The 20,851-nt window shown below is 57.4% G+C and carries 21 protein-coding genes; 17 read left to right on the top strand and 4 right to left on the bottom strand.

The window, feature by feature from the left end; translation table 11 throughout:
• Positions 1-117: 117 nt before the first annotated feature.
• From F0311_RS12180 to F0311_RS12120, 13 genes are all read left to right on the top strand, one after another.
• Entirely contained in the window at positions 118-1,353 is a 1,236-nt protein-coding gene (locus tag F0311_RS12180; protein ID WP_223881309.1) for a pyridoxal-phosphate-dependent aminotransferase family protein, read from the top strand.
• On the top strand, positions 1,350-2,681 hold the full coding sequence (locus tag F0311_RS12175; protein ID WP_223881308.1) for an allantoate amidohydrolase: 1,332 nt from the start codon (positions 1,350-1,352) through the stop codon (positions 2,679-2,681). Before F0311_RS12180 ends, F0311_RS12175 begins: the two co-directional genes overlap by 4 nt.
• On the top strand, positions 2,678-3,595 hold the full coding sequence (locus F0311_RS12170) for a MurR/RpiR family transcriptional regulator (protein WP_223881307.1): 918 nt from the start codon (positions 2,678-2,680) through the stop codon (positions 3,593-3,595). The genes F0311_RS12175 and F0311_RS12170 overlap by 4 nt, the downstream gene beginning before the upstream one ends.
• 234 nt (positions 3,596-3,829) lie before the next feature.
• A complete protein-coding gene (locus tag F0311_RS12165) occupies positions 3,830-4,762 on the top strand; it encodes an ABC transporter permease (protein WP_150462201.1) in 933 nt (310 codons plus the stop codon).
• A 6-nt stretch (positions 4,763-4,768) separates the two neighbouring features.
• Positions 4,769-5,719, top strand: coding sequence for an ABC transporter permease (locus F0311_RS12160; RefSeq protein ID WP_223881306.1), 951 nt, complete (start codon positions 4,769-4,771; stop codon positions 5,717-5,719).
• Positions 5,716-6,744, top strand: coding sequence for an ABC transporter ATP-binding protein (locus F0311_RS12155; RefSeq protein ID WP_223881305.1), 1,029 nt, complete (start codon positions 5,716-5,718; stop codon positions 6,742-6,744). Before F0311_RS12160 ends, F0311_RS12155 begins: the two co-directional genes overlap by 4 nt.
• A complete protein-coding gene (locus tag F0311_RS12150) occupies positions 6,741-7,823 on the top strand; it encodes an ABC transporter ATP-binding protein (protein ID WP_150462200.1) in 1,083 nt (360 codons plus the stop codon). Before F0311_RS12155 ends, F0311_RS12150 begins: the two co-directional genes overlap by 4 nt.
• 34 nt (positions 7,824-7,857) lie before the next feature.
• Positions 7,858-9,438, top strand: coding sequence for an ABC transporter substrate-binding protein (locus F0311_RS12145; protein ID WP_150462199.1), 1,581 nt, complete (start codon positions 7,858-7,860; stop codon positions 9,436-9,438).
• A 141-nt stretch (positions 9,439-9,579) separates the two neighbouring features.
• Complete coding sequence (gene uraH / locus F0311_RS12140) at positions 9,580-9,903, top strand: hydroxyisourate hydrolase (RefSeq protein WP_150462198.1); 324 nt, start codon at positions 9,580-9,582, stop codon at positions 9,901-9,903.
• Positions 9,904-9,911: 8 nt separating this feature from the next.
• Positions 9,912-10,817 carry a factor-independent urate hydroxylase gene (gene pucL, locus F0311_RS12135; protein ID WP_150462197.1) on the top strand — a complete coding sequence of 302 codons (906 nt, stop codon included), beginning with the start codon at positions 9,912-9,914 and terminating at the stop codon, positions 10,815-10,817.
• A gap of 93 nt (positions 10,818-10,910) precedes the next feature.
• The gene (gene allB, locus F0311_RS12130) at positions 10,911-12,371 is read left to right on the top strand and encodes an allantoinase AllB (protein WP_150462196.1); all 1,461 of its coding nucleotides are present in this window, start codon (positions 10,911-10,913) and stop codon (positions 12,369-12,371) included.
• Entirely contained in the window at positions 12,368-12,625 is a 258-nt protein-coding gene (locus F0311_RS12125; protein ID WP_150462195.1) for a helix-turn-helix domain-containing protein, read from the top strand. Before allB ends, F0311_RS12125 begins: the two co-directional genes overlap by 4 nt.
• A 4-nt stretch (positions 12,626-12,629) precedes the next feature.
• The gene (locus F0311_RS12120; protein ID WP_191089909.1) at positions 12,630-13,217 is read left to right on the top strand and encodes a nucleotidyltransferase family protein; all 588 of its coding nucleotides are present in this window, start codon (positions 12,630-12,632) and stop codon (positions 13,215-13,217) included.
• Here F0311_RS12120 and F0311_RS12115 read toward each other — a convergent pair.
• From F0311_RS12115 to F0311_RS12100, 4 genes are read right to left on the bottom strand one after another with little or no spacing between them, the layout of a single operon-like run.
• Entirely contained in the window at positions 13,212-14,165 is a 954-nt protein-coding gene (locus F0311_RS12115) for a PDR/VanB family oxidoreductase (RefSeq protein WP_150462193.1), read from the bottom strand. The two genes, F0311_RS12120 and F0311_RS12115, sit on opposite strands and share 6 nt — an antisense overlap.
• 5 nt (positions 14,166-14,170) lie before the next feature.
• On the bottom strand, positions 14,171-15,418 hold the full coding sequence (locus F0311_RS12110; RefSeq protein ID WP_223881328.1) for an amidohydrolase family protein: 1,248 nt from the start codon (positions 15,416-15,418) through the stop codon (positions 14,171-14,173).
• A gap of 21 nt (positions 15,419-15,439) precedes the next feature.
• Positions 15,440-15,841: a VOC family protein gene (locus F0311_RS12105; protein WP_150462191.1), complete on the bottom strand. Its 402-nt coding sequence runs from the start codon at positions 15,839-15,841 to the stop codon at positions 15,440-15,442.
• The gene (locus tag F0311_RS12100; protein ID WP_150462190.1) at positions 15,804-17,186 is read right to left on the bottom strand and encodes an FAD-binding oxidoreductase; all 1,383 of its coding nucleotides are present in this window, start codon (positions 17,184-17,186) and stop codon (positions 15,804-15,806) included. Before F0311_RS12100 ends, F0311_RS12105 begins: the two co-directional genes overlap by 38 nt.
• Before the next feature lie 186 nt (positions 17,187-17,372).
• On the opposite strand from F0311_RS12100, the gene F0311_RS12095 reads away from it, so the two are divergent.
• The 4 genes from F0311_RS12095 to F0311_RS12080 all read left to right on the top strand — a co-directional run bounded on the left by F0311_RS12095 (position 17,373) and on the right by F0311_RS12080 (position 20,844).
• Positions 17,373-18,167, top strand: a complete 795-nt coding sequence (locus tag F0311_RS12095; RefSeq protein ID WP_223881304.1) for an ABC transporter ATP-binding protein — start codon at positions 17,373-17,375, stop codon at positions 18,165-18,167.
• A 188-nt stretch (positions 18,168-18,355) separates the two neighbouring features.
• Positions 18,356-19,057: an ABC transporter permease gene (locus F0311_RS12090; protein WP_191089908.1), complete on the top strand. Its 702-nt coding sequence runs from the start codon at positions 18,356-18,358 to the stop codon at positions 19,055-19,057.
• Positions 19,058-19,099: 42 nt separating this feature from the next.
• Positions 19,100-20,107 (top strand): ABC transporter substrate-binding protein, encoded by a 1,008-nt coding sequence (locus F0311_RS12085; RefSeq protein ID WP_150462187.1) that lies wholly within the window; start codon positions 19,100-19,102, stop codon positions 20,105-20,107.
• A 134-nt stretch (positions 20,108-20,241) separates the two neighbouring features.
• On the top strand, positions 20,242-20,844 hold the full coding sequence (locus tag F0311_RS12080) for a helix-turn-helix domain-containing protein (RefSeq protein WP_150462186.1): 603 nt from the start codon (positions 20,242-20,244) through the stop codon (positions 20,842-20,844).
• Positions 20,845-20,851: the final 7 nt, after the last annotated feature.

Genomic DNA, 20,851 nt, shown 5'->3' with positions numbered 1-20,851 from the left:
CCGCAACACGAGGGTGGGCTGGCGAATTTCCCGGCTGGCTCACCGTCCCAGAACGGGCGATGGGAAGCTTGCGGCGTTTCATCTGGCTGAAACAATTGTTTCAGTATGATGATCCCCATGACATCCTCCGTGGCAGAGCATCGCCAGATCCATCCGCCGCAGCAGCTGCTGATGGGGCCCGGGCCGGTCAACGCTGACCCCCGGGTGCTGCGGGCGATGACCGCCCAACTGATCGGCCAGTTCGCCCCAGCTATGACCAGCTACATGAATGAGGTGATGGAGCTTTACCGCGGAGTCTTCAGCACCAGCAACAGAGCCACGCTGCTCGTCGACGGCACCTCACGCGCAGGCATCGAGGCCGCCATCGTATCCCTGGTGGAGCCGGGGGAGAAGGTACTGGTCCCGGTCTTCGGCCGGTTCGGGCACCTGCTGAAGGAGATCGCAGAAAGAGCCGGGGGCGAAGTCGTCGTCATCGAGAAAGAATGGGGGCAAGTCTTCACCCTGGAAGAGCTCGACGCCGCCCTTACCACCCATCGGCCCAAGCTCCTGGCCCTGGTCCAGGGCGACACCTCCACCACCATGAACCAGCCATTGAAGGGAGTCGGTGAACTCTGCCGCAAGCACGGCGCCCTGTTCTACACCGATGTCACCGCATCCCTGGTCGGCAACACCTTCCTGGCCGATGACTGGGGAGTCGACGCCGCCACCGCCGGTCTGCAGAAATGCCTGGGCGGGCCCTCCGGCTCAGCTCCGATTACTCTCTCTGACCGCGCGGTGGAGGTCATCCGGGCCCGCCGCCATGTAGAGTCCGGCATCGATGACGGGACCACCCCGCGCGGCACCCGGATCGCCTCCAACTACTTCGACCTGGCGATGATCCTGGACTACTGGGGCCCGCAGCGGCTCAACCACCACACCGAGGCCACCTCCATGCTGTATGCGGCACGCGAGTGCGCCCGGCTGCTGGTGAACGAAGGTATGGACAATGCTGTGGAGCGTCACCGGCTGCACGGTGCCGCCATGGTTGCCGGGGTACAGGGACTGGGGCTGAAGCTCTTCGGCGACCAGACCCACCGGATGAACAACGTGGTGGCCGTGCACATCCCCGACGGGGTGGACGGCGAGGCAGTGCGGTCCGCCCTGCTGAGCGACTACAGCATTGAGATCGGCACCAGCTTCGGCCCCCTGCACGGAGTGGTCTGGCGGATCGGCACTATGGGCTATAACGCCCGTAAAGACGCCGTGATGCTCACCCTGGCCGCCCTGGAACAGGTGCTGCGGTCCGCCGGGGCGCAGGTCACCGCCGGTGGCGGAACCGGCGCCGCCAGTGAGATATATGCGGAGGCCGGATGAGCACAGCCCACCACGCCACACCCGGCGCCCATCAGCACAGCACCTACCTGCCCAGTGAGCAGACCATGACCGCAGCCCGGCGGATCATGGCCCGCTGCGACGAGCTGGCCGCTATCAGCGCGCTGCCGGACGGGATCCTGCGCGCCTATCTCACCGAGGAGCATCGCAGGCACAACGCGTTGGCCGCCCATTGGATGCAGGAAGCTGGGATGGCCACTTGGCAGGACGCCGCCGGAAACCAGTGCGGCAGGATCGAAGGTCGCGAACCCGGTCTGCCCGCCCTGCTGATCGCCTCTCACCTGGACACGGTGCCCTACGCCGGCCGCTATGACGGCATTCTTGGTGTGCTCATAGGCATTGAGACAGCACGGCGAATGGCCCCACATTCTGCCCAGCTTCCCTTCGCCATAGAAGTGGCTGCTTTCGGTGATGAGGAGGGTACCAGGTTCGGTGCCACATTACTCGGGTCTCGGGCGATGGCTGGTACCTGGGATCCCACATGGTGGGATGTGAAGGATGAGGATGGAATCACTCTCCGGGAGGCTTTCGAGGTCTTCGGTCTGGACGCGGACCGCGTCGGCGAGGCGGCACGGAAGCCTGCGGACCTTGTGGGCTACCTGGAGGCCCACATCGAACAGGGGCCCTATCTGGAGATCGCTGATCGTCCGCTCGGCGTGGTCACTTCCATCGCTGGGGCTAGGCGTTTCCGGATCAGTGTTCTGGGGGAGGCCCGCCATGCCGGCGGCACTCCCTATGCTCGGCGCCGTGATGCGCTGATCGGTGCATCCCAAGCTGTCTTGGACATCGAACGGATCGGCCGGGAGAAACAAGCGATAGCCACAGTGGGGCAGATGACCGCCGTGCCTGGAGCCGTCAACGTAGTTCCTGGCCGAGCGGATCTCTCCCTTGATCTACGTGCCGAGACAGATGAACTTCGAGACGACGCCTGGGCTGCGATCGAGACTGAGTTGGAGAATTTGTGCTCGGAACGTGGGCTGGAGTATGAGGCCGAAGAAATTCACACCGCCGGCACCGTCTACTGTGATCATCAGCTCTCCCAGGCGGTCGCCGCCGGTATCGTGCATACCGGAGACCCTGATCCAATGCAGCTCTACTCCCGAGCTGGCCATGACGCCATGGCCATGGCTGCCCTGACCCCGGTTGCCATGCTGTTCACACGGTGTCATGACGGCATCAGTCACCATCCCGAGGAGTCAGTGACCACCGAGGATGTTGCCGCCGCTCTGAACGCGCTCGAAACAGCCGTATGGAAGACAGCGGAGAACTATGATGCCGGTGAGTTCAGCGTCGGAGGGACGGCAGCGTGAGTGGGGATACGTCTTTCGCAGTAATGAGCGGCGCCGGGAAGGAGCCGGAGCCAGCTGAGGTTCGCATCGATGCCAGGATCGATGCCCGCTACGGAGGTCTACCGCCCCAGGAACGGCGAGTAGCTGACTTCTTATTGGAGCATCTTGGCGATTTGGCGATCTTCTCCGCCGCTGATATCAGCCGTGAAACGGGAGTCTCCAAAGCAACTGTCTCCCGGCTCTTCCGCAAACTCGGCTTTGATGACTTCAGAGAAGTCCGAGACCACGCCCGATCTCTGCGCAGCAGAGGCTTGCCCGTGGCCTCTCCTGCCCTGTCAGGGCATCACGCCGATGAAAGCGGCACCCCCACCAGCGGCTTGCAGAGGCACCAGGCCCATGAACAAGAGAATCTCGCAAAGCTCAGTGCACTCCTGGCGAATGGGCGCCTCAGCGCCGCAGTCAGCATGCTCGCCGGAGCCAAGAGGATCAGCGTGATAGGTCTGCGTAACAGCTATCCCATTGCACTTCATCTTCATCAGCAGCTGGTTCAGGCACGGACTGATGTGCGGGTCTCTCCGCAGCCGGGGCAAACCCTCGGCGAGGAGCTGGCCAAGTTGCGCGTCGGGGATCTAGTCGTGGCAGTGGGCTTCCGCCGGCGCCCCGCGGTGTTCTCTCGGATGATTCGTTGGATCTCCGACTCTGAGGCGAAATTGCTGTGCATCGGAGACTCTACTTCCCGGCACTATGCCGGGGACGCTGATCTGTGGCTGGAATGCCCCATCAGCACCGATGGAGCATTTGACTCCTATTCCGCACCGATGTCCCTGGTGAGTGTGCTGGCCAACGGTGTGCTGAACGCTTTACTGCCGGAGAGCCGACGGCGCATCTCGGCCATCGCTGCGGCTTATGAGGATCTGGACGAGCTTGAACTGTGAACCACCAGGCCACCCGCTCTGTTAGGTGGCGCCAACTGGTCGGGACACTGTGAGTTTCCACTTGATGAAACGAATGATCGATCATCACTCAGTTGGTGAAACATAAGTGTCATATTGATGAAAACTCTGTGACATTCAAGGGTGATCTAATGAAACTACTGTTTCATACGGTGTCCAGTCAGCCGCTTTTCAGGCCTGGGCGCCTCCAGGTCCAAATGAGGGGATCGCAGGTCGATGCTATACAGGATTGCCACCTCCTACTGGGCGCGCTACGCGTTACAGATCATTCCTGTGCTGCTCATCATCACTTTTGTAATTTTCTTTCTGGTTTACATTGCGGGAGATCCCGTCGGCCAGCGGTTGGGCGACAACGCCTCGCCTCAGCAGATTGCGGATCTTCGAGAAGCGATGGGGCTCAACCGTCCGTTCCATGTCCAGTACGGGGAATATATGTGGAACCTGGTGCGCGGGGACTTCGGCGAATCCTATATGTATGGCCGTGACGCTATGCCCATTGTGCTGGATCGGCTTCCCAATACGTTTCTGCTTGGAGGAGCTGCAATGCTGATCTCCATCGCCATGGCAGTGCCGCTGGGGGTGTTGTCAGCAACGCATAAGAATTCTGTACTCGACGTGGTGGTCTCAGGACTCGCTGTGGTGGGAAAAGCCATTCCAAACTTCTGGCTCGGCATCATGCTCATTCTGGTTCTCTCCGTATCGTTGGGGCTGTTCCCCGTTTCGGGTTCCGGCAGCTGGGCCCACTTGGTGCTGCCTGCCATTACCCTCAGTGGTGGGGTCACCGCCGAGCTGACCCGGGTGATCCGCTCCAACATGCTGGAGGTGCTGAACCAGGACTACATCCGTACCGCCCGCAGCAAGGGGCTGCCTCACCAGGTTGTGCTCTACCGTCATGCCTTTCGCAACTGCCTGGTTCCCTGCATCACACTGCTTGCGCTCACCACGCCACTGGTGATCAGCAGTGCGATCATCACCGAGAGCGTCTTCGCCTGGCCCGGCATCGGCCAACTGCTGGTGAACGCTGTGACTGCCGCAGATATGGCCATCGTGCAAGCGGTGGTCTTTGTCACCGCACTCCTGATCATCGCGTTCAACCTGGCCGCGGACATCCTCAACAAAGTGATCGACCCCCGGATCCGATTCGAGTAGGTCCCCATGACACAACAGCCCCTGATGGAGAATGAGACCAGCACCAAGGCCGCACCCGGAGGCCCGGCGGTCTCAGGCAGCGGTGGTTCAGCAGCCGTGGTGCGCCGTCGGCTCCGCACACTTCTGCAGAGCCCCGCTGCCACCATCGGCGCCCTGGTGCTGCTGCTCTGTGTGCTGACGGCACTGCTTGCCCCATTCATCTCACCATATCCGCCGGGCCAGCAACACCCGCAGGATCGTCTGCTGCCGCCGTTCTGGCTGGAGGGCGGCAGCACCGAGTTTCTGCTGGGCACGGATAACCTGGGGCGGGACATCCTGAGTCGGATCGTCCACGGGGTACAGGTCACTCTGCTGGTCAGTGGAATAGCCGTAATCATCTCAGCGGTCTTGGGGGTCACTCTCGGAGTGATCAGCGGTTTTTACGCCGGTGGCTGGTTCGACACCATCATTCAGCGTCTAGTGGATGCCAACATGGCAATCCCGAACATCCTGCTGATTCTGGTGATCATCGGCAGCATGGGTCCCAGCACTGTCACGCTGACTGTGGTACTCGGGGTCACCGGATGGGTGATTTTCGCTCGTATGGTCAGGGCTGATGTCGTCAGCCTCCGGGAGCGCGACTTCGTCCGAGCGGCACGATCGATCGGTACTCGCGATCCCGTGATGATGATGCGGCACATTCTGCCCAATGTGATGCCCACCACCATCGTTGTGGCCACGCTGAGCTTCGGCACGAACATAGTGATTGAAGCTTCCCTGAGCTTCTTAGGTTTGGGAATCCAGCCGCCTACCGTCACTTGGGGCTATGTGCTGAACGAAGGCCGTGACTATCTGGCCACCGCCTGGTGGATTGCCACTTTTCCAGGGTTAGCGATCACCATCACAGTCTTGGCCATCATGTTCCTGGGGGACTGGCTCCGAGACGTCCTCGACCCAAGGGAGAAGAAGCGCTCATGACTGCTACAGCCGATTTTCCGCAGCAGAGAATCATGACAGAGAAGCATCCCCCAGTTCTGGAGGTTGAGAAGCTGCAGATCTCCTTCAGAGGGGACGACAGCAGCACCACCGTGGTCGAAGATGTCTCCTTCACCGTCGGACGCGGTGAAGTTGTCGGTATCGTCGGGGAATCCGGGTCCGGAAAGAGCGTCACATCGTACGGCATCATGGGTGTGCTGCCGCCCAATGCGGAGGTCACAGCATCCAAGATGTTCTTCGCCGGCGCGCATGACCTCGTTCGGCTCCCGTCGAAGAAGCGCCGTAGGCTGCAGGGCAAAGAGATTTCGATGGTCTTCCAGGAACCGCTGACCTCCCTGAATCCACTCATGAGCGTGGGCAAACAGATCGCTGAGCCGCTGCGCTACCACGAGAAGCTGTCACGTAAGGAAGCGAAGAGACGCACTGTGGAAGCGCTGCGCAGTGTCGGTATCCCCCGGGCAGAACAGACCTACAGCTCTTATCCTCACGAACTCTCCGGGGGCATGCGCCAACGCATCATGATTGCCATTGCTCTGGTCTGTGAGCCTCAGCTGCTCATCGCCGACGAGCCGACCACCGCACTGGATGTCAGCGTCGAGGCACAGATTCTGCGCCTGATGAAGAAGCTGCGGAGAACTACCGGGACTTCTATTCTGCTGATCACCCACGACCTAGGCGTCATCGCAGAGATGGCTGACCGAGTAGTCGTCATGTATGCCGGGCAGGTCGTTGAAGAAGCCGAGGTCTATGAGCTCTTCCGTGAACCCCGGCATCCATATACCAAAGCGCTCATGGCCAGCACTCCGAAGATTGAAGAAGTCCGGGACGAGCTTGAATCTATTCCGGGCGCTGTTCCCACACCCTCAAAGATGCCCACTGGCTGCCGGTTCGCCGCCCGCTGTCCCAAAGCTATGGAAATCTGTTCTGAGCGTCCGCCCGAGGTGGAGCTCGGCAGCGGAGCGAAGACCCGATGCTGGCTCTATGCCGAACAGGAGACTGGTTCATGACTGAGGCGATTGAGCACTTACACAGCACCACGGAGGCATCCGCGCAGGAGCCGCTGATCACAGTGCGTCACCTGACGAAGAAATTCACGTTGCGGGGGCCCCGGCCCAAGGCCAGCGCTAAGGATGAGCAGGGGAAGGCTTCCGATCAGGCTCAGGAACGGCAGAGTCCCCGCAATGAGCTGGTTGCTGTCAACAACATCTCCTTCGACGTCTACCCCGGGGAGACACTCGGCCTCGTTGGCGAGTCCGGGTCTGGAAAATCCACGACTGCGGCACTGATTCTGCGGCTGCTCGAAGCTACCAGCGGAGAAGTGTACTTCGAAGGTCAGAATCTGTTGGAGCTCCCGCCCCAGGAGATGCGTCGGCGTCGGCGAGACATGCAGATGGTCTTCCAGGACCCTTTTTCCTCGTTGAATCCTCGCATGCGGGTCGGTGAGATCATTGAGGAGCCGCTGCGCACGCATAGGACCCTGCCCACCCGTCGGGGTCGGCGTGACCGGGTGCTGGATCTGATGGACACCGTAGGGCTTAGTCCGGACTTCGTTGACCGCTTCCCCCATGAGTTCAGCGGCGGTCAGCGCCAACGTATTGGCATAGCCCGGGCTCTGGCGCTCAACCCCAAGCTGATCGTGTGCGATGAGGCAGTCTCTGCACTTGACGTATCCATCCAGGCGCAGGTGCTCAATCTGCTCAAGAAACTGCAAGCAGAGTTCAACCTTACCTATATCTTCATCGGCCATGGCCTGCCGGCGGTTCATCACATCAGTGACAGGATCGCGGTGATGTACCTGGGCAAGATCGTTGAGATCACCACCCGGGATTCACTCTTCGACGATCCCAAACACCCTTATACCAAAGCTCTCCTGGATTCATCCCCGGTATCCTCGCCCGAACTGCGAGGCAGCCAGGATGAGCTGCTCGAGGGAGAAGTTCCAAGCCTTGACATCACTCCGAGGGGGTGTCCGTTCAACACTCGATGTCTCTATGTCCAGGACCGATGCCGGTCTGAAGAACCGCCGCTGCGATCTCTTAGCGATACGGCTCAGGCCGCCTGCCACTTCCCACTGAACCATAACTGAAGAGCACTCACCCCATCTGAGAGGAAATGACACCATGAAAGCACGAAACTCCCACACCCTTCGGCGAACCACTATCTCTGGATTGGCTATCGGCAGCCTCTTCGCGCTGTCAGCCTGTGACGCAGTGACGGAAGGCGGTGAGGATGATGGCACCGGAGCCGCTGGCACCGGCAGCAACGAACTCATCATCGGCTTCGGCCGGGACATCGACACTGTAGATACCCACAACTCTGCGGATATCGCTACCGAAGCCATTATGGTCAACGTGCAGGACTACCTTATTCGTCGCGATGATGACGGCACGCTTCAGCCGCACCTGGCGGAGACCTACGAGAATATTGATGAGCAGACCTGGTCCTTCACCCTGCACGAGGGTATTACTTTCCACAACGGGGACCCCTTGACCTCGGAGGACGTGAAGTTCACCCTGGAACGAGTATCTAGCGATGACACATTGGCCCAGTACGCCAACTACAACACCATCGCTGAGGTCAACGTAATTGATGAGCTGAACTTCGAGATCGTCACCGACGGTCCAGACCCTGTGTTGCCTTATCGTCTGGCCCGTGAGGGTTCCGGCATCTTCCCCAAGAACTACATCGAGGAAGAAGGCTGGGAAGGATATATGGAGCATCCGGTCGGCAGCGGCGCCTTTGAATTCGTCGAATGGTCCGAAGGCGAGAATTTCACCATCTCCCGCTATGAGGACTACTTCCGCGGGGACGTCACAGAATGGGACACTGTCGAATTCCGTATCATCGGTGAGGATTCCACCCGTATCAGCGAATTGCTGACCGGAGGCGTGCATATTGCAGATTTCATCCCGATGCAGGACCTAGACCGCGTGGATGCGGAGGAGGGCATTGATCTGCTCCCCACCACGACTACCACCGTGCAGCGCATCTACGTCAACGCCAATGAAGGGAACGCCACCGAAGATCCGTTGGTACGCGAAGCTCTCGACTACGCCATCGACAACGAGACGATGAACGACATGTTCCAGAACGGTGAGGGCGTTCCCACCCGTACGGCTCTGGTCCCGGGAGCCTTCGGGTTCGAAGAGTCCCTGCATGACTCCTTCCGGTATGACCCCGACCGGGCGCGAGAGCTCCTGGAGGAAGCTGGTTACGGGGAGGGTGAGTTGGAAATCACCGTGAACCAGTCGCAGGGGCGAAGCCCCGACGACGCCGATATGGCTCAGGCCGTGGCCGGAATGCTGGAGGAGGTCGGCATTGAGGCGCAGCTGAACCTCATGGAAGCCAGCCAGTACGTAGATTCCCGTAACAACGGCGAGTTCAATGATCTGCTGCACGGCATGTGGAACAACACCTTCTACGATGGTTCCTTCAGTCTTGGGCACTTCCACTCTGATTACCACCCCGAGGCCTTTGGCTACGACAATCCCGAGGTTGACGAGCTGCTGGAAGCTGCGGCAGTGAATATGGACGAGGAGGAGCGGGAAGAGCAGTATCAGCAGGTCCAGGAGATCGTGGCCGAGGAGTTGCCCTACATCTACTTGTACCAGCAGGTGACTTTCCGGGCTAGCGCTGAGGGGATCAACTATGAGCCCCGGGCTGACGATATGGTCTATGTGGAGTACATCACTGCGGATTGATCTGGCCTGACTACAGCTCAGAGAATACGGGGCGCAGGGTCGGGCGGCAGTCCACATGAACTGCCGCTCGCCCTGAGCCTTAGCGATTTCGTGGGGCGGCTAAGCTCGGACACAACCGCTGTTCAGTAGGAGGAGACCTCGATGAGCCTGGTGACCACGCATATACTCGACACCACAGCTGGGACCCCTGCCGGCGGCGTCGTCGTCATCCTTGCTGAGAGTACGGGCACTGAGATTGCCCGTGGCAGAACCGACAGCGACGGGCGGGTTGGTGAGTTGGGGCCCGAACAGCTGGAGCAAGGCGCCTACCGGCTGAGCTTCCACACCGGCGCGTACTTCCAGGCCAAGGGCCTGCCCACGTTCTTCCCCGAGGTGCATATCACCTTCAGTATCGGCACTGAAGCCCATTATCACGTGCCCCTGCTGATCAGCCCCTACTCCTACTCCACCTACCGCGGAAGCTGAGGAACACGATGAACGAGATTGTGCTTGGACCCAACCAGTACGGCAAGGCCGAAGTGCGGGTGGTGCGGATCAACCGGGACACCCCGGTGCACCAGATCCGCGACCTGAACGTCAGCAGCTTTTTGCGCGGGGATTTCGCAGAGACCTTCCTGACGGGGGACAACTCCAAGGTACTGGCCACCGACACCCAGAAGAACACCGTCTACGCGTTTGCCAGGAAGCACGGGATCACCACCCCCGAGGAGTTCCTGCTGACCCTGGGGCGGCATTTTCTGGGCCACCCGGAGGTGCACGGCGGGCGATGGTTGGCCGAGTCCTATCCCTGGGAACGGATCCAGGTGAAGGGCCGCGGCCATGACCACTCTTTTGTTCGGTCCAAGCAGGAGATTCGTACAGCGTCAGTCACCATGGCCAATGGTGTGGAATACGTGCTGGGCGGGTTCAAAGACCTCACCGTGCTGAAGTCCACCGGCAGCGAGTTCACCGGATTCCCGCGGGATGAGTTCACCACCTTGCCGGAGACCACCGACCGGATCATGGCCACCGATATCTCTGCCCGCTGGCTGTTTGCGACCGCCGCCGAGTCGGGGGGTGTGGATTACGACGCCGTGTTTGCCCAGGTCAAGCAGACAGTGCTGGAGCAGTTTGCCGCTGTGCACTCGCTGAGCCTGCAGCAGACCTTATACGCGGCAGGGAAAGCTGTGCTGCAGGCTGTGCCGGAGATCGAGGATATCCGCTTTGCCATGCCGAACAACCACCATTATGTGGTGGACCTGGAGCCGTACGGACTGGAGAATCCCAATGAGGTCTTCGAGGCCGGAGTGCTGCCCTACGGGCTGATGAACGCTTCAGTCACCCGCTCCGGGGCAACGCCTGCGCCGGCTGCCTGGGAGTGGCTGCCCGAGTTCGTCTAGCAGGCTGATAGAGGGGCTGCTGCTCTCGTGTGACATGGGGTGTGAACACGCCGTCAATATTCCCGAAATATGGCCGTCCTAGGCTTAGGGCCCATGACCGTGCGCCATCTGATCGCAGAGCGGGTCCTGGTAGAGGGGGACCTGGTGCCGGCGCACCTGGAGATCGATCATCAGGGGGCAATTCGGCGGATCACCCGCCTGGCTCCTGGCCAGGCTGCCCGGCAGGCTGCGATTGTGCGCGCCCGTGACGTCTCCGGCGGGACCGGGATGCTCCGGGTGCCCCCGCGGCTGGTGGTGCTGCCCGGCAATGTGGACACCCATGTGCACCTTAACGAACCTGGGCGCACCAGCTGGGAAGGATTCGCCACCGGGACCATGGCTGCTGCTCTCGGCGGGGCCACCACCATTGTGGATATGCCGCTGAACTCTATCCCGCCCACAGTGAATGTGCCCAACCTGCAGGCCAAGCAGACCGCGGCCGAGGGCCAGACCTATGTGGATGTGGGGTTTTGGGGTGGAATCGTGCCGGGCAACGCCGATGACCTCCAACCACTGTGGGAGGCTGGGGTCTTCGGCTTCAAATGCTTCCTGCTGGATTCCGGGGTGCCGGAGTTCCCACCGGTGACACCGGCACAGCTGCGCGAGGCGATGATCCGGATCCAGCGGTTTGACGGTCTGGTGATCGTCCACGCCGAGGACGCCCGAACCATTGATGTGGCCACCGCCGCCCACGGCGGGCCGCACCGCAGGATGAAGCGCTACCGGGACTGGGCCGCCACCCGGCCGGCCGAGGCGGAGCTGACCGCCATTGAGGGACTGATCGACGCGGTGCGGGAGACCGGCTGCCGAACCCATATCCTGCACCTGGCTGCGGCCGGTGCCCTGGAGACCATCCAGGCTGCCCGGGACGAAGGCCTGCCGATCACCGTGGAGACCTGTCCGCACTACCTCTGCTTCGAGGCCGAATCGGTGCCGGACGGTGCTGCCGAGTTCAAATGTTGCCCACCCATCCGTGATGCCGGAAACCGGGAGGCCCTGTGGCAGGGGCTGGACGAGGGGCTGATCGACATGGTGGTCACCGATCACTCTCCGGCGACCCGGGAGCAGAAGTACAAGGGCGCCCCTGACCTGACTCAGGCCTGGGGCGGGGTCTCCGGCCTGCAGGTCGGTTTCGCCGCGGTGGCCTCCGCGGCTGCTGAGCGTGGCATCAGCCTGGAGAAGGTCAGCCGGTGGATGGCCACCAACACCGCTCAACAGGTGGGGCTGAGCCACAAGGGGCGGATAGCCGCTGGCTGTGACGCCGACTTTCTGCTCTATGACCCGGAACAGACCCATGTAGTTTCCTCAGCCGGGCTGGCGCATAAGAACCCGATCAGTGCCTACAACGGCTATGAGATCCGCGGCACGGTGGTGGGGGCAGTGCTGCGCGGCACCCAGCTGTTCAGCGCCCAGGATTCCTCCGCCATGCTGCTCAGCGGCGGGGAACAGCTGCACGGCCCCGGATATGCGGCTGGCCATCCGGTCCGTACCGAGAAGACAGTAGGTGCCCGATGACCGAGCCCCGGCGATCCTCAGTGCAGTCCGTGGAGCGGGCATTGGCCCTGATTGAGGTGGTGGCAGCCCGCGGCGGCACCGCCACGCTCAGTGAACTCTCCACGGCCACCGGACTGCCAGCAGCCACAGTGCACCGGCTGCTGCGCACACTGATCACCTCCGGATACCTGGTGCAGATGCAGGACCGGCGCTATGGGCTCAGCGACAAACTGGTGCCCATTGGGGACGCTGCGGCCCGCCGCAACGGTCTTTAGGCCGATGCGTACCGCCACGGTGATTCTTGCCGCCGGGCAAGCTGAGCGGCTTGGCGGGGCCTCCAAACCGCTGCTGCGAGCTGATGGGGAGCTGCTGGCCGTCCGGGCGCTGCGCACTGCATGGGAGACGGGCACCGTGCCGGTCCTGGTACTGGGCCACCGGTCTGAAGAGGTACTGGAGGCGCTGAATTCTGACGCTCGGGGGCTGCTGGGCCGAACGGACGTCGTCGTTCTCTCTGGCAGGCAGAGACAGCTGGCGGATTCATTCCGGATGGGGGTGCAGCGGGCCGCTGAGCTGGGCGCGCAGTGGATTGCGGTGCTGCTGGTGGACCAGCCCGGGATCGGGGCCGCGGCGCTGAAAGCCGTGTTGGACGAGCATTCTCCGGGACGGATCACCCAGGGTGCGGTGGCTGGCCGGCCGACGCATCCGGTGGTGTTCGACACAGGCGACGCCGCCGCAGCAGCTGCGCTGGCCGAAGGGGACGAGGGGGCCCGCCGCTACCTGCGGGCACAGGCCCACCGCCTCGACCTCATGGACCTCACCGGTATCGCTGACGACACCGACATCGACACCCCGGAGGATTTGTTATAAATCCAACACCAGATTAGATCCTTTAGAGCGGGAACAGCAGATCATCATCGTCCGTTGCTGAGCCTGCTCAGCTGCACTGAGTACTGAATCCCGGTGATCAGCTTCCCCTTCAATGATGTCTGTCTCGCAAGTGCCGCAAGTCCCCTCTCGACATGAGGAAACAACAAGGATCCCACTTTGCTCCGCTACATCGAGGATGGTCTCTCTTTGATTGACTTGGGCAGTGACTCCGGACAAAGCGAAATTTACTGTGAAGGAATGCCGATCTGGTAATGAGGCATCTGACTTAGGCCGGAAACGCTCTATATGGAGGTAGTCTTCAGGCCAGGTTTCACTCATAGTAGTCAGCTCATCTAATAAGCGAGCTGGTCCACAAGCGTATAAAGGGGCCCCGTAAACTCCGCCCGTGTCTATAAGGTAGTGTTTAAGTTTGAAAACACGTCCCTCATCAGAGGCATGAACAACGACATTACTGCTATAGGATTCCAGCTCTTCAAGGAACGCCATTCTCTTTCTAGAGCGAGAGATATAATCAAGTCGCCATTTGACATCTGCAGAATGTGCAGCTCTTATCATAGAAATTATCGGAGTAATTCCCACACCAGCGGCGAGAAATCTGAGTGAAGAATCTAAGTTAAATTTGAAGTTATTTCGAGGGCCTCGAATAGAAAGACGATCGCCTATATTTATTTGAGTATGCAAATAATGAGAGGCCCCTCGACTCTCCCCTGTATGCAGGACTGCAATCTCCCATATATCAGCCCTATGTGGGTCCCCGCAAAGCGAGTATTGTCTGACCAAGCCCTCTGCGAACAGCACATCAATATGCGCACCAGGTGTCCAGGTAGGGAAGTCCAGGTTTCCTGTTCGATGCAAAACGAATCTTTTTATATCTATCGCTTCGTCGACCAAATCCCCTACTGTTACTTCAATAGTATCATCAAGCATGTGGCTTACCTACCTCTGAATAGAAACTCCACTCTCAAATGTGAACGAGCGACAAGCTGACCTTTATGAAAGGTGTATCGGTCCATGGGGCTCTCTCCCACGGCCTGATCAATGCTCTTTGCCTTTATGGCTAACAGGTCAGCTTGCTGTCCCTGCTTAACCAGAAGCCAGTTGCGATCAGATGGTGCCTCCGCAAGTCCCATTACATGTCTAGCGCGGGAACTCACGAGCGCCAAGGCTGCCTTCACCTCTACATGGCTGGCAGTTACTACAAGAGATGCTATCTCTAGAGGATCAAACCTCCCCATGGGGTTAAAGGCGTCTCTCTGATTATCTCCTCCCGCGGCTACTGCGGAACCTTGGTGGAGTAGATCATTTATGGGTGCAATTCCCCTGGGGGTTCCGATACGCTGATTGCCTCCCTGTAGATATAAGTTTGTTTGCGGAAGGGCTATAAAACCTAAGTTTTTCGCGGCTGCCGATTCTATTATTCTCTGACGTTCAAAGGATGAAACTGTACTTAATCGAGAAGCATGGCTGGCCGTATGTCTAACAACTTCCGTGGAACTCCGGTAAGCTAACCGTATAAAATGTTGAATAGTGCTTTCACGGTCCAGGTGCTCATCCGTGTGGAAATCTGTGCCTACGTTGAAAGTCTCAGCGATTTTCATTAGTCTTTCGGTGTGCCTCACTGGATCAGGAGCCATATGAGGAGCACCGCCAATGAGGTCAACTCCTAGCCTGACTGCTTCCTTGAAAATTTCTTCCGAGGTGTCCCAATGAGCTAGCAGAACTAGTTGGAGGTTCATCACATCCCGAAGATCATTCCTCAAGTGAATCAAAGCTCGTACCGCTCGTAATGGGTCATCGTCGCGATGCACATCGACGTGAGTGCGGATGGCAGTTGTACCATGGTGAAGCAATTTCATCGATGCTGATTTTGCTCGCTCGTAGATATTGGCCTCTGTCATGTGATGCCTGGCTCGGTGCCAAGAACTGATAGCGCCCTCCAATCCCTTTCCCGATTGAAAAGGAACATCCGGGGATAGTGTCAAGGTTTTGTCGAGGTGAGCATGGGGTTCTGCCAAAGCAGGAAGGAGCAGATAGCCTTGGAGATCAAGCTCTCCCCGACTGATCGCTGATGGAGGACTCGCAGGGGCTATGTGGGATATACGGGATCCGTCGAATCTAACGTCTACTTGCTCACCGTTAACAAGAGAGGCATTGCGCAGAATACTGCTGCTATGGGGCATAAGGCTCACGTGATTTCTCTATCACAGGTCCGGACTATCCGGGTCATACCGGACAAGCTGCACCATGAGACCACTGGGATCCGCCACTAGAGAGGTATACGCTTTAGCAGCTGAAAGGCGTCGAAGACTCTTAACTTCATTGTAATTCGACTCGGTGACCAGACGCTTGTGAAGTTCATTGATACTCTCTACCTTGACAGCAAAATGAGAGAATTCTATATTTTCTCCTTCTATAATTTCTATTTTAAATCCCGACTTATCTCTGATCATAGCGATTCTACGACTTGAGTCGTCCGCCTTGCATCCAACTCTTTGCAAAGTGAGACCAAGATGAGTCAATGAACCAATTAATTGGTCAAAGTTGGGAACTTCAAGTGCGAAATGATCAATTTTCACAGTTGTTTCCCATTCGTGATAGTTCATTCATCGCTTCACGCCTCTTTTCCTGCACTACGTTCGAACTTGGATCCGAATTCCGGCTGGGCCAGTGACCGGGATTCAATAAGCTAGTGGGATCCGTGTGTATTGCCGTCTCACGGAGAAGATCTACATTACGGTCGATATACCACTGGTGCGGATTATGGAAACCGATCCCGAGTTTATTGAGTTGTTCCAGCCCTTGCAGGACGTCTTCCTTTGAGGTGTAGGGAGCGGTGATCATGCCGTGAGGCTCCGGAATGTTGCCTTCCAGATGAATCAGCGCCCCAGGGTACACGGATTTCATTTCATCGAAACTTTCGATAAGCGCCTTACCTCCTACCTCCATGTGAAATAACGGAGTCGACGATTTTCGAATAAGGAACCAGCTCGGATGGTTGTACGAGAGGCCAGAGGCCTTAACCATTGCGCCCAGACCCTTACGGACTTCTTCAACCATTCCGCCGGCAGCTTCGATCAAGTGCTGCGTTTGACCAACAAGTCTGGAGTCCACGATGGCTCTGAGACTCGCTCGACCTTGGGGAATTGCTGCATCTTTAGGAAAGCCTGAAGTGATCTCCGACTCATCAGCCGAGACCAGGCGTGGCGCGGGGTTCAGGTTAGGCAACTCCTGGATCAGTTCGAAAGTGTCCTCAAGTGTGGAAAAGCTCCCGTAAACAACACTCCAGTCCTGCAGGGGCTCGAGTCGAACTGAGGCTCCAACTATGAGTCCTGTAAGGCCGTAGGCGTGGAGATAGGGAGTAACGTCGTCCCCAGCAACCTTGACGATCTCCGGTTTCTGAACTGCGTGGACGACTTCAAGTTCTGCAACGAAACCACCAGGGATACCCCCGTGCCGAATCGATCCCGTGCCTCCGGAACCTCCGGCGATGAATCCTCCTAAGGTGCTTTGAACAGTTGACGGATACATCCATAGCTGCTGGCCGACTGAAGTTGCGTGTCGTTCCAATTCGATCATTCGTGCACCAGGTTCGGCAGTGATAACTCCGTCTTCGATCGTCCAGATCTTTCTCATTCGGGTGAAATCGATGACAATCCCGCCACTGAGTGGCACCGCTTGTCCGTAATTTCCGGTTCCCTTTCCTCTGGGCGTGAGAGGGGTATGGGCTTGGACCGCTAAGTTGACTATGTCCAGGACATCTTGCATCTCCTCGGGGTAGACGACCGCATCCGCAATAGTGTTTGGAAGGTTCGCGGCGAGGATTGGCGACATAGTGGCTTCGTCTACTGAGGCTCGCGATCGGGTGCCTTCGTCGATCGCTACCTTGTCAAGACCCAGAATTGAAGTAAGTTCATCTATTACCTGTGTGTCAGAAGAGGTGACAGTCATTCTCACTCCATCTCATAGAATGTTGGTATCTTCAACACTAGCACGACGGCCAGAGTATCCAGATACGACCCACAAAGTATGAGGTACGCGCTTAACTTGGCGGAAACACCTGCTTCATGATCGAGAAACAGTCGAGGCTTAACATCTTAAATGTTGATATATACAACACAATGGAGGATGTTGAGTGTGGTTCTGGTAGCTCATCCTGAGCCAGTCGCGGTGCGACTAGCTCAGGTCAGTAAGACTTTCGGCAACGGGAAATTAGCTGTCGAGAACGTGAACATAGACATCGGCCAAGGCGAGTTCATTACTTTCTTGGGGCCATCAGGATGCGGCAAATCTACAGTTTTCCGTATGGTCGCAGGGCTGGCTGAGCCTACAGCAGGACGAGTCGGCATTTACGGGCGCTCTAACGCCGAAGCGCGTGCAGACAACCTGGTCTCTTTCGTCTTCCAAGAACCTACCCTCATGCCCTGGGCGAGTGTCGCACGCAACGTAGCTCTGCCGCTAGGGCTTCAAGGGGTTTCTCGCTCTGAAGTTCAGGCAGAAGTCGATCGGGTGTTGGAGTTGGTTGGTCTCAAGGACCACGCTAAGGACCTGCCGCGGCAACTGTCCGGGGGGATGAAGATGCGGGTCTCGATTGCAAGGGCACTTATCGCGAGACCCCGTATTTTGCTCATGGACGAGCCTTTTGCGGCTTTGGATGAAATAACTCGACAGACTCTGCAAGATGAGCTGTTGAGCATTTGGCGAGGACAGGAAGATATGACTGTCCTTTTTGTCACACATAATGTCTTTGAAGCAGCCTATCTCTCTACTCGAGTAGTGGTAATGAGTCCCAGTCCGGGACAAGTGGTAGCAGATATTGGCGTTCAACGTGCTCATGAGGAAGCCGACTTTCGAGCTAGTGCTCGATTTGCCCAATTGGTGGGGGATATAAATTCGGCATTACAGTCTAATCGCTCTCTGGGAGATTCTTGATGTCAACAGCTATTGCGCCTCCTGATAGTAATTCGCTGCTTACTCCATCAGTAAGGAAAACTAATTTTTCCGCAAGATGGTCAAGTGTAGAGAACAGACGAGATTTCATTGGAATGCTCGCTCGAGCGATTCCGCCTACAGTACTACTACTGTTAGTAGTGACTATCTGGGAAACGGTATGCCGAGTCATGGAGATCCCGCACTACCTTGTTCCGATGCCATCTGTAATAGCAACTGCAGCCTGGAGTGAGATAGGCGTTGTCAGCTCAGCGTTTATAGTCACCCTTACTACCTCGCTAGTTGCTTTTACTGTCAGTCTCATTAGCGGAGTTCTGGTAGCTATACTGCTGTCTTCCTCGCGAATCATAGAGCGAGCAGTCTATCCCTACGTCATTGTTCTGCAGGCTATGCCGTCTGTTGCCATAGCACCTTTGATAATCATTTGGTTCGGCGTTAGCCCCACTGCTGTTGTAATTATAGCTACTATAATGGCGTTCTTTCCAGTGCTAACCAATACGCTGATAGGTCTCCGTAGCACAGATAAGAACCTCCAGGAGCTGTATAAGCTCTTGAATGCTAGTAAATTTCAATCCTTGGTGCGTTTAAGGCTGCCAGCTGCCCTTCCCTATATTGTGACGGGAATCAAACTCTGTGGCGTGATGGCAGTCGTCGGCGTGATTGTCGGAGAATATGTCTCGGGGATTGGATCGGGAAATGCTGGACTGGGTTTCCTTATTATTCGTTTTGGAATACGTCTTGAAGTTCCCGAAATGTTTGCGGCTGGTCTTGCTTGTGCGTTTCTTGGAATAATATTTAATTTCTTAGTTTCTAAGCTCTCTCGACTACTGCTTGGTAAGTGGCATGAGTCGGAGATGACCGAATCGTCGTAGAAGTTTTATTTCGTAAATAAATTGCACCATAAGGAGAAGATAATGACCGATTTCTCAGGATCTACTGTAATGGCGTTTTTGGCGCCGTCAGTTCTACTGCTTGTTGCATGTGGCCAGAGTGGACCATCTGAAAACACTAGTGGGACGGAGCCTCATTCAGAGGAGATTCGTGAGATCACCATCGCGCTTGACTGGCTCGCGCAACCGAGTAATGCCGGCGGGATCGTAGCGGCGCAGGAACTTGGTTATTACGAAGACGCTGGATTAGAAGTCAACATTCAGCCAGGTGGTACTGAAGCAACATCCATTCAGGTGGTAGCAGGCGGAGGTGCTGAGTTCGGTCAAGAGACCAGCGGTCAAATTCTTCTCGGCCGAGAGCAGGGTATTGGCATAGTGTGTCTGATGCCTAGCCTTCAGGAGCGTCCAGCCGCCTACTTGTACCATCAGGGGCAGGTTATCGACTCCCCTGCGGACTTCAACGGTCGTACTGTCTACACTCAAGTGTCCTCCCCAGACTGGGAATGGACCGTGGAAGAGTATGGCTTAGATGAGGTTGAGGCGGTGCAATTTTCGGGCAGTTACGCGAGTTTCGTCATGGATGAAACAGCCGTTGCTCAGGGGTACCTGACAAACGCGCCAGCTCAGCTTGCAGAGCAAGGGGTAGATGTTGAAGTCTTGCCGAATCCCACGAACGTGGACTACGGTACTTGTCTCTTCACCACTGAGGAACTTATTGATGAGAATCCTGAATTGGTGAGTGACGTGGTCGAGGCGACAGTTCGAGGCTGGGAGTACTACGAAGACAACATCGAGGATGTTGCCGAGTGGATTGCGCCGCTTGCTGAAGATCAAACAGTGGAAGAACTTATCGAGGAATCAGAAGCCCTACGGCCATTTGTCTGGACTGGTGATGCTGAGGAGGTTCAGTTTGGTTGGCAAACAGAGGAGCGCTGGAATGAAAGTCTGCGTTTAGCGCTGGAGATGGATATCATTGAAGACGAAGAGGTGGCTGAGGGGGCTTGGACAACTGAGTTCTTGCCGGAGGACTAATTGAAGTTTGGCTCAGAGCAAGGGGAAACGCCTGCTTTTAAAAGTAGCAGATGGTCTCCTTGTCTGCAGTAGATGGCTTGATTGAACCTGATATTGTTCGGGGACGTACCCGGTCATTCCATTAAGGAGCGCCAGTGACGACTGAACAACAGAAGGTGACTCCCGACGACAACGCAATCGGTAGACGTATTCGGGCTCTTCGTCAGAGACGAGGATTGACGTTAGTCCAGTTAGCCAAGCAAGCAGATCTCTCTCATCCTTTCCTGAGTCAGATTGAACGCGGACATGCGCATCCGAGCCTGTCTTCTTTGGAGAGGATCTGCCGCGCTTTAGGGGTGGGCCGCCTCGAACTGATAGTTGCTGCTAGCGATGTTTCTGAAGAGGGTGGAACTTCTGATCGAGTAGTTCGTGCGAAACGTGGGGTGGAATCGTCCTCAGATAGCTTTCAGGAAGAGAGTGGTCGAAGTCTTTTACTTCATGGCAGGGCTGCTTTCCACGTCATGCGATTGACCGTGGATAATCCGCAGTTCCTTGATTACTTCCACCATCCAGAAGCCGAGTTTGTTTACATCATAGCCGGTTGGTTAGAAGTCGATCTTGAGGATAATGAAGTATATTTTTTGGAAGCTAATGACTCTCTTTACTATCCAGGAGATCAGGGGCACCGTTGGAGATGCGTAGGGGGTAAGCCTTGTGAGCTTCTAATGGTGAAAGAACCCCCAGCATTCCTCGACTGAATGGTGC

It is taken from the genome of Nesterenkonia ebinurensis, from assembly GCF_008711175.1.
In the GTDB taxonomy this organism is placed as follows: domain Bacteria; phylum Actinomycetota; class Actinomycetes; order Actinomycetales; family Micrococcaceae; genus Nesterenkonia; species Nesterenkonia ebinurensis.
The sequence above is the reverse complement of the archived record's forward strand: the minus strand, read 5'-3'. Positions and strand labels throughout refer to the sequence as shown.

Excerpts from the sequence above, each read along its gene's own strand:
- F0311_RS12180 (WP_223881309.1), top strand. The coding sequence starts at position 118 with ATGACATCCTCCGTGGCAGAGCATCGCCAGATCCATCCGCCGCAGCAG.
- F0311_RS12175 (WP_223881308.1), top strand. The coding sequence starts at position 1,350 with ATGAGCACAGCCCACCACGCCACACCCGGCGCCCATCAGCACAGCACC.
- F0311_RS12165 (WP_150462201.1), top strand. The coding sequence starts at position 3,830 with ATGCTATACAGGATTGCCACCTCCTACTGGGCGCGCTACGCGTTACAG.
- F0311_RS12160 (WP_223881306.1), top strand. The coding sequence starts at position 4,769 with ATGACACAACAGCCCCTGATGGAGAATGAGACCAGCACCAAGGCCGCA.
- F0311_RS12155 (WP_223881305.1), top strand. The coding sequence starts at position 5,716 with ATGACTGCTACAGCCGATTTTCCGCAGCAGAGAATCATGACAGAGAAG.
- F0311_RS12150 (WP_150462200.1), top strand. The coding sequence starts at position 6,741 with ATGACTGAGGCGATTGAGCACTTACACAGCACCACGGAGGCATCCGCG.
- F0311_RS12145 (WP_150462199.1), top strand. The coding sequence starts at position 7,858 with ATGAAAGCACGAAACTCCCACACCCTTCGGCGAACCACTATCTCTGGA.
- uraH (WP_150462198.1), top strand. The coding sequence starts at position 9,580 with ATGAGCCTGGTGACCACGCATATACTCGACACCACAGCTGGGACCCCT.
- pucL (WP_150462197.1), top strand. The coding sequence starts at position 9,912 with ATGAACGAGATTGTGCTTGGACCCAACCAGTACGGCAAGGCCGAAGTG.
- allB (WP_150462196.1), top strand. The coding sequence starts at position 10,911 with ATGACCGTGCGCCATCTGATCGCAGAGCGGGTCCTGGTAGAGGGGGAC.
- F0311_RS12125 (WP_150462195.1), top strand. The coding sequence starts at position 12,368 with ATGACCGAGCCCCGGCGATCCTCAGTGCAGTCCGTGGAGCGGGCATTG.
- F0311_RS12120 (WP_191089909.1), top strand. The coding sequence starts at position 12,630 with ATGCGTACCGCCACGGTGATTCTTGCCGCCGGGCAAGCTGAGCGGCTT.
- F0311_RS12115 (WP_150462193.1), bottom strand. The coding sequence starts at position 14,165 with ATGCTTGATGATACTATTGAAGTAACAGTAGGGGATTTGGTCGACGAA.
- F0311_RS12110 (WP_223881328.1), bottom strand. The coding sequence starts at position 15,418 with ATGCCCCATAGCAGCAGTATTCTGCGCAATGCCTCTCTTGTTAACGGT.
- F0311_RS12105 (WP_150462191.1), bottom strand. The coding sequence starts at position 15,841 with ATGAACTATCACGAATGGGAAACAACTGTGAAAATTGATCATTTCGCA.
- F0311_RS12100 (WP_150462190.1), bottom strand. The coding sequence starts at position 17,186 with ATGACTGTCACCTCTTCTGACACACAGGTAATAGATGAACTTACTTCA.
- F0311_RS12090 (WP_191089908.1), top strand. The coding sequence starts at position 18,356 with ATGGAGATCCCGCACTACCTTGTTCCGATGCCATCTGTAATAGCAACT.
- F0311_RS12085 (WP_150462187.1), top strand. The coding sequence starts at position 19,100 with ATGACCGATTTCTCAGGATCTACTGTAATGGCGTTTTTGGCGCCGTCA.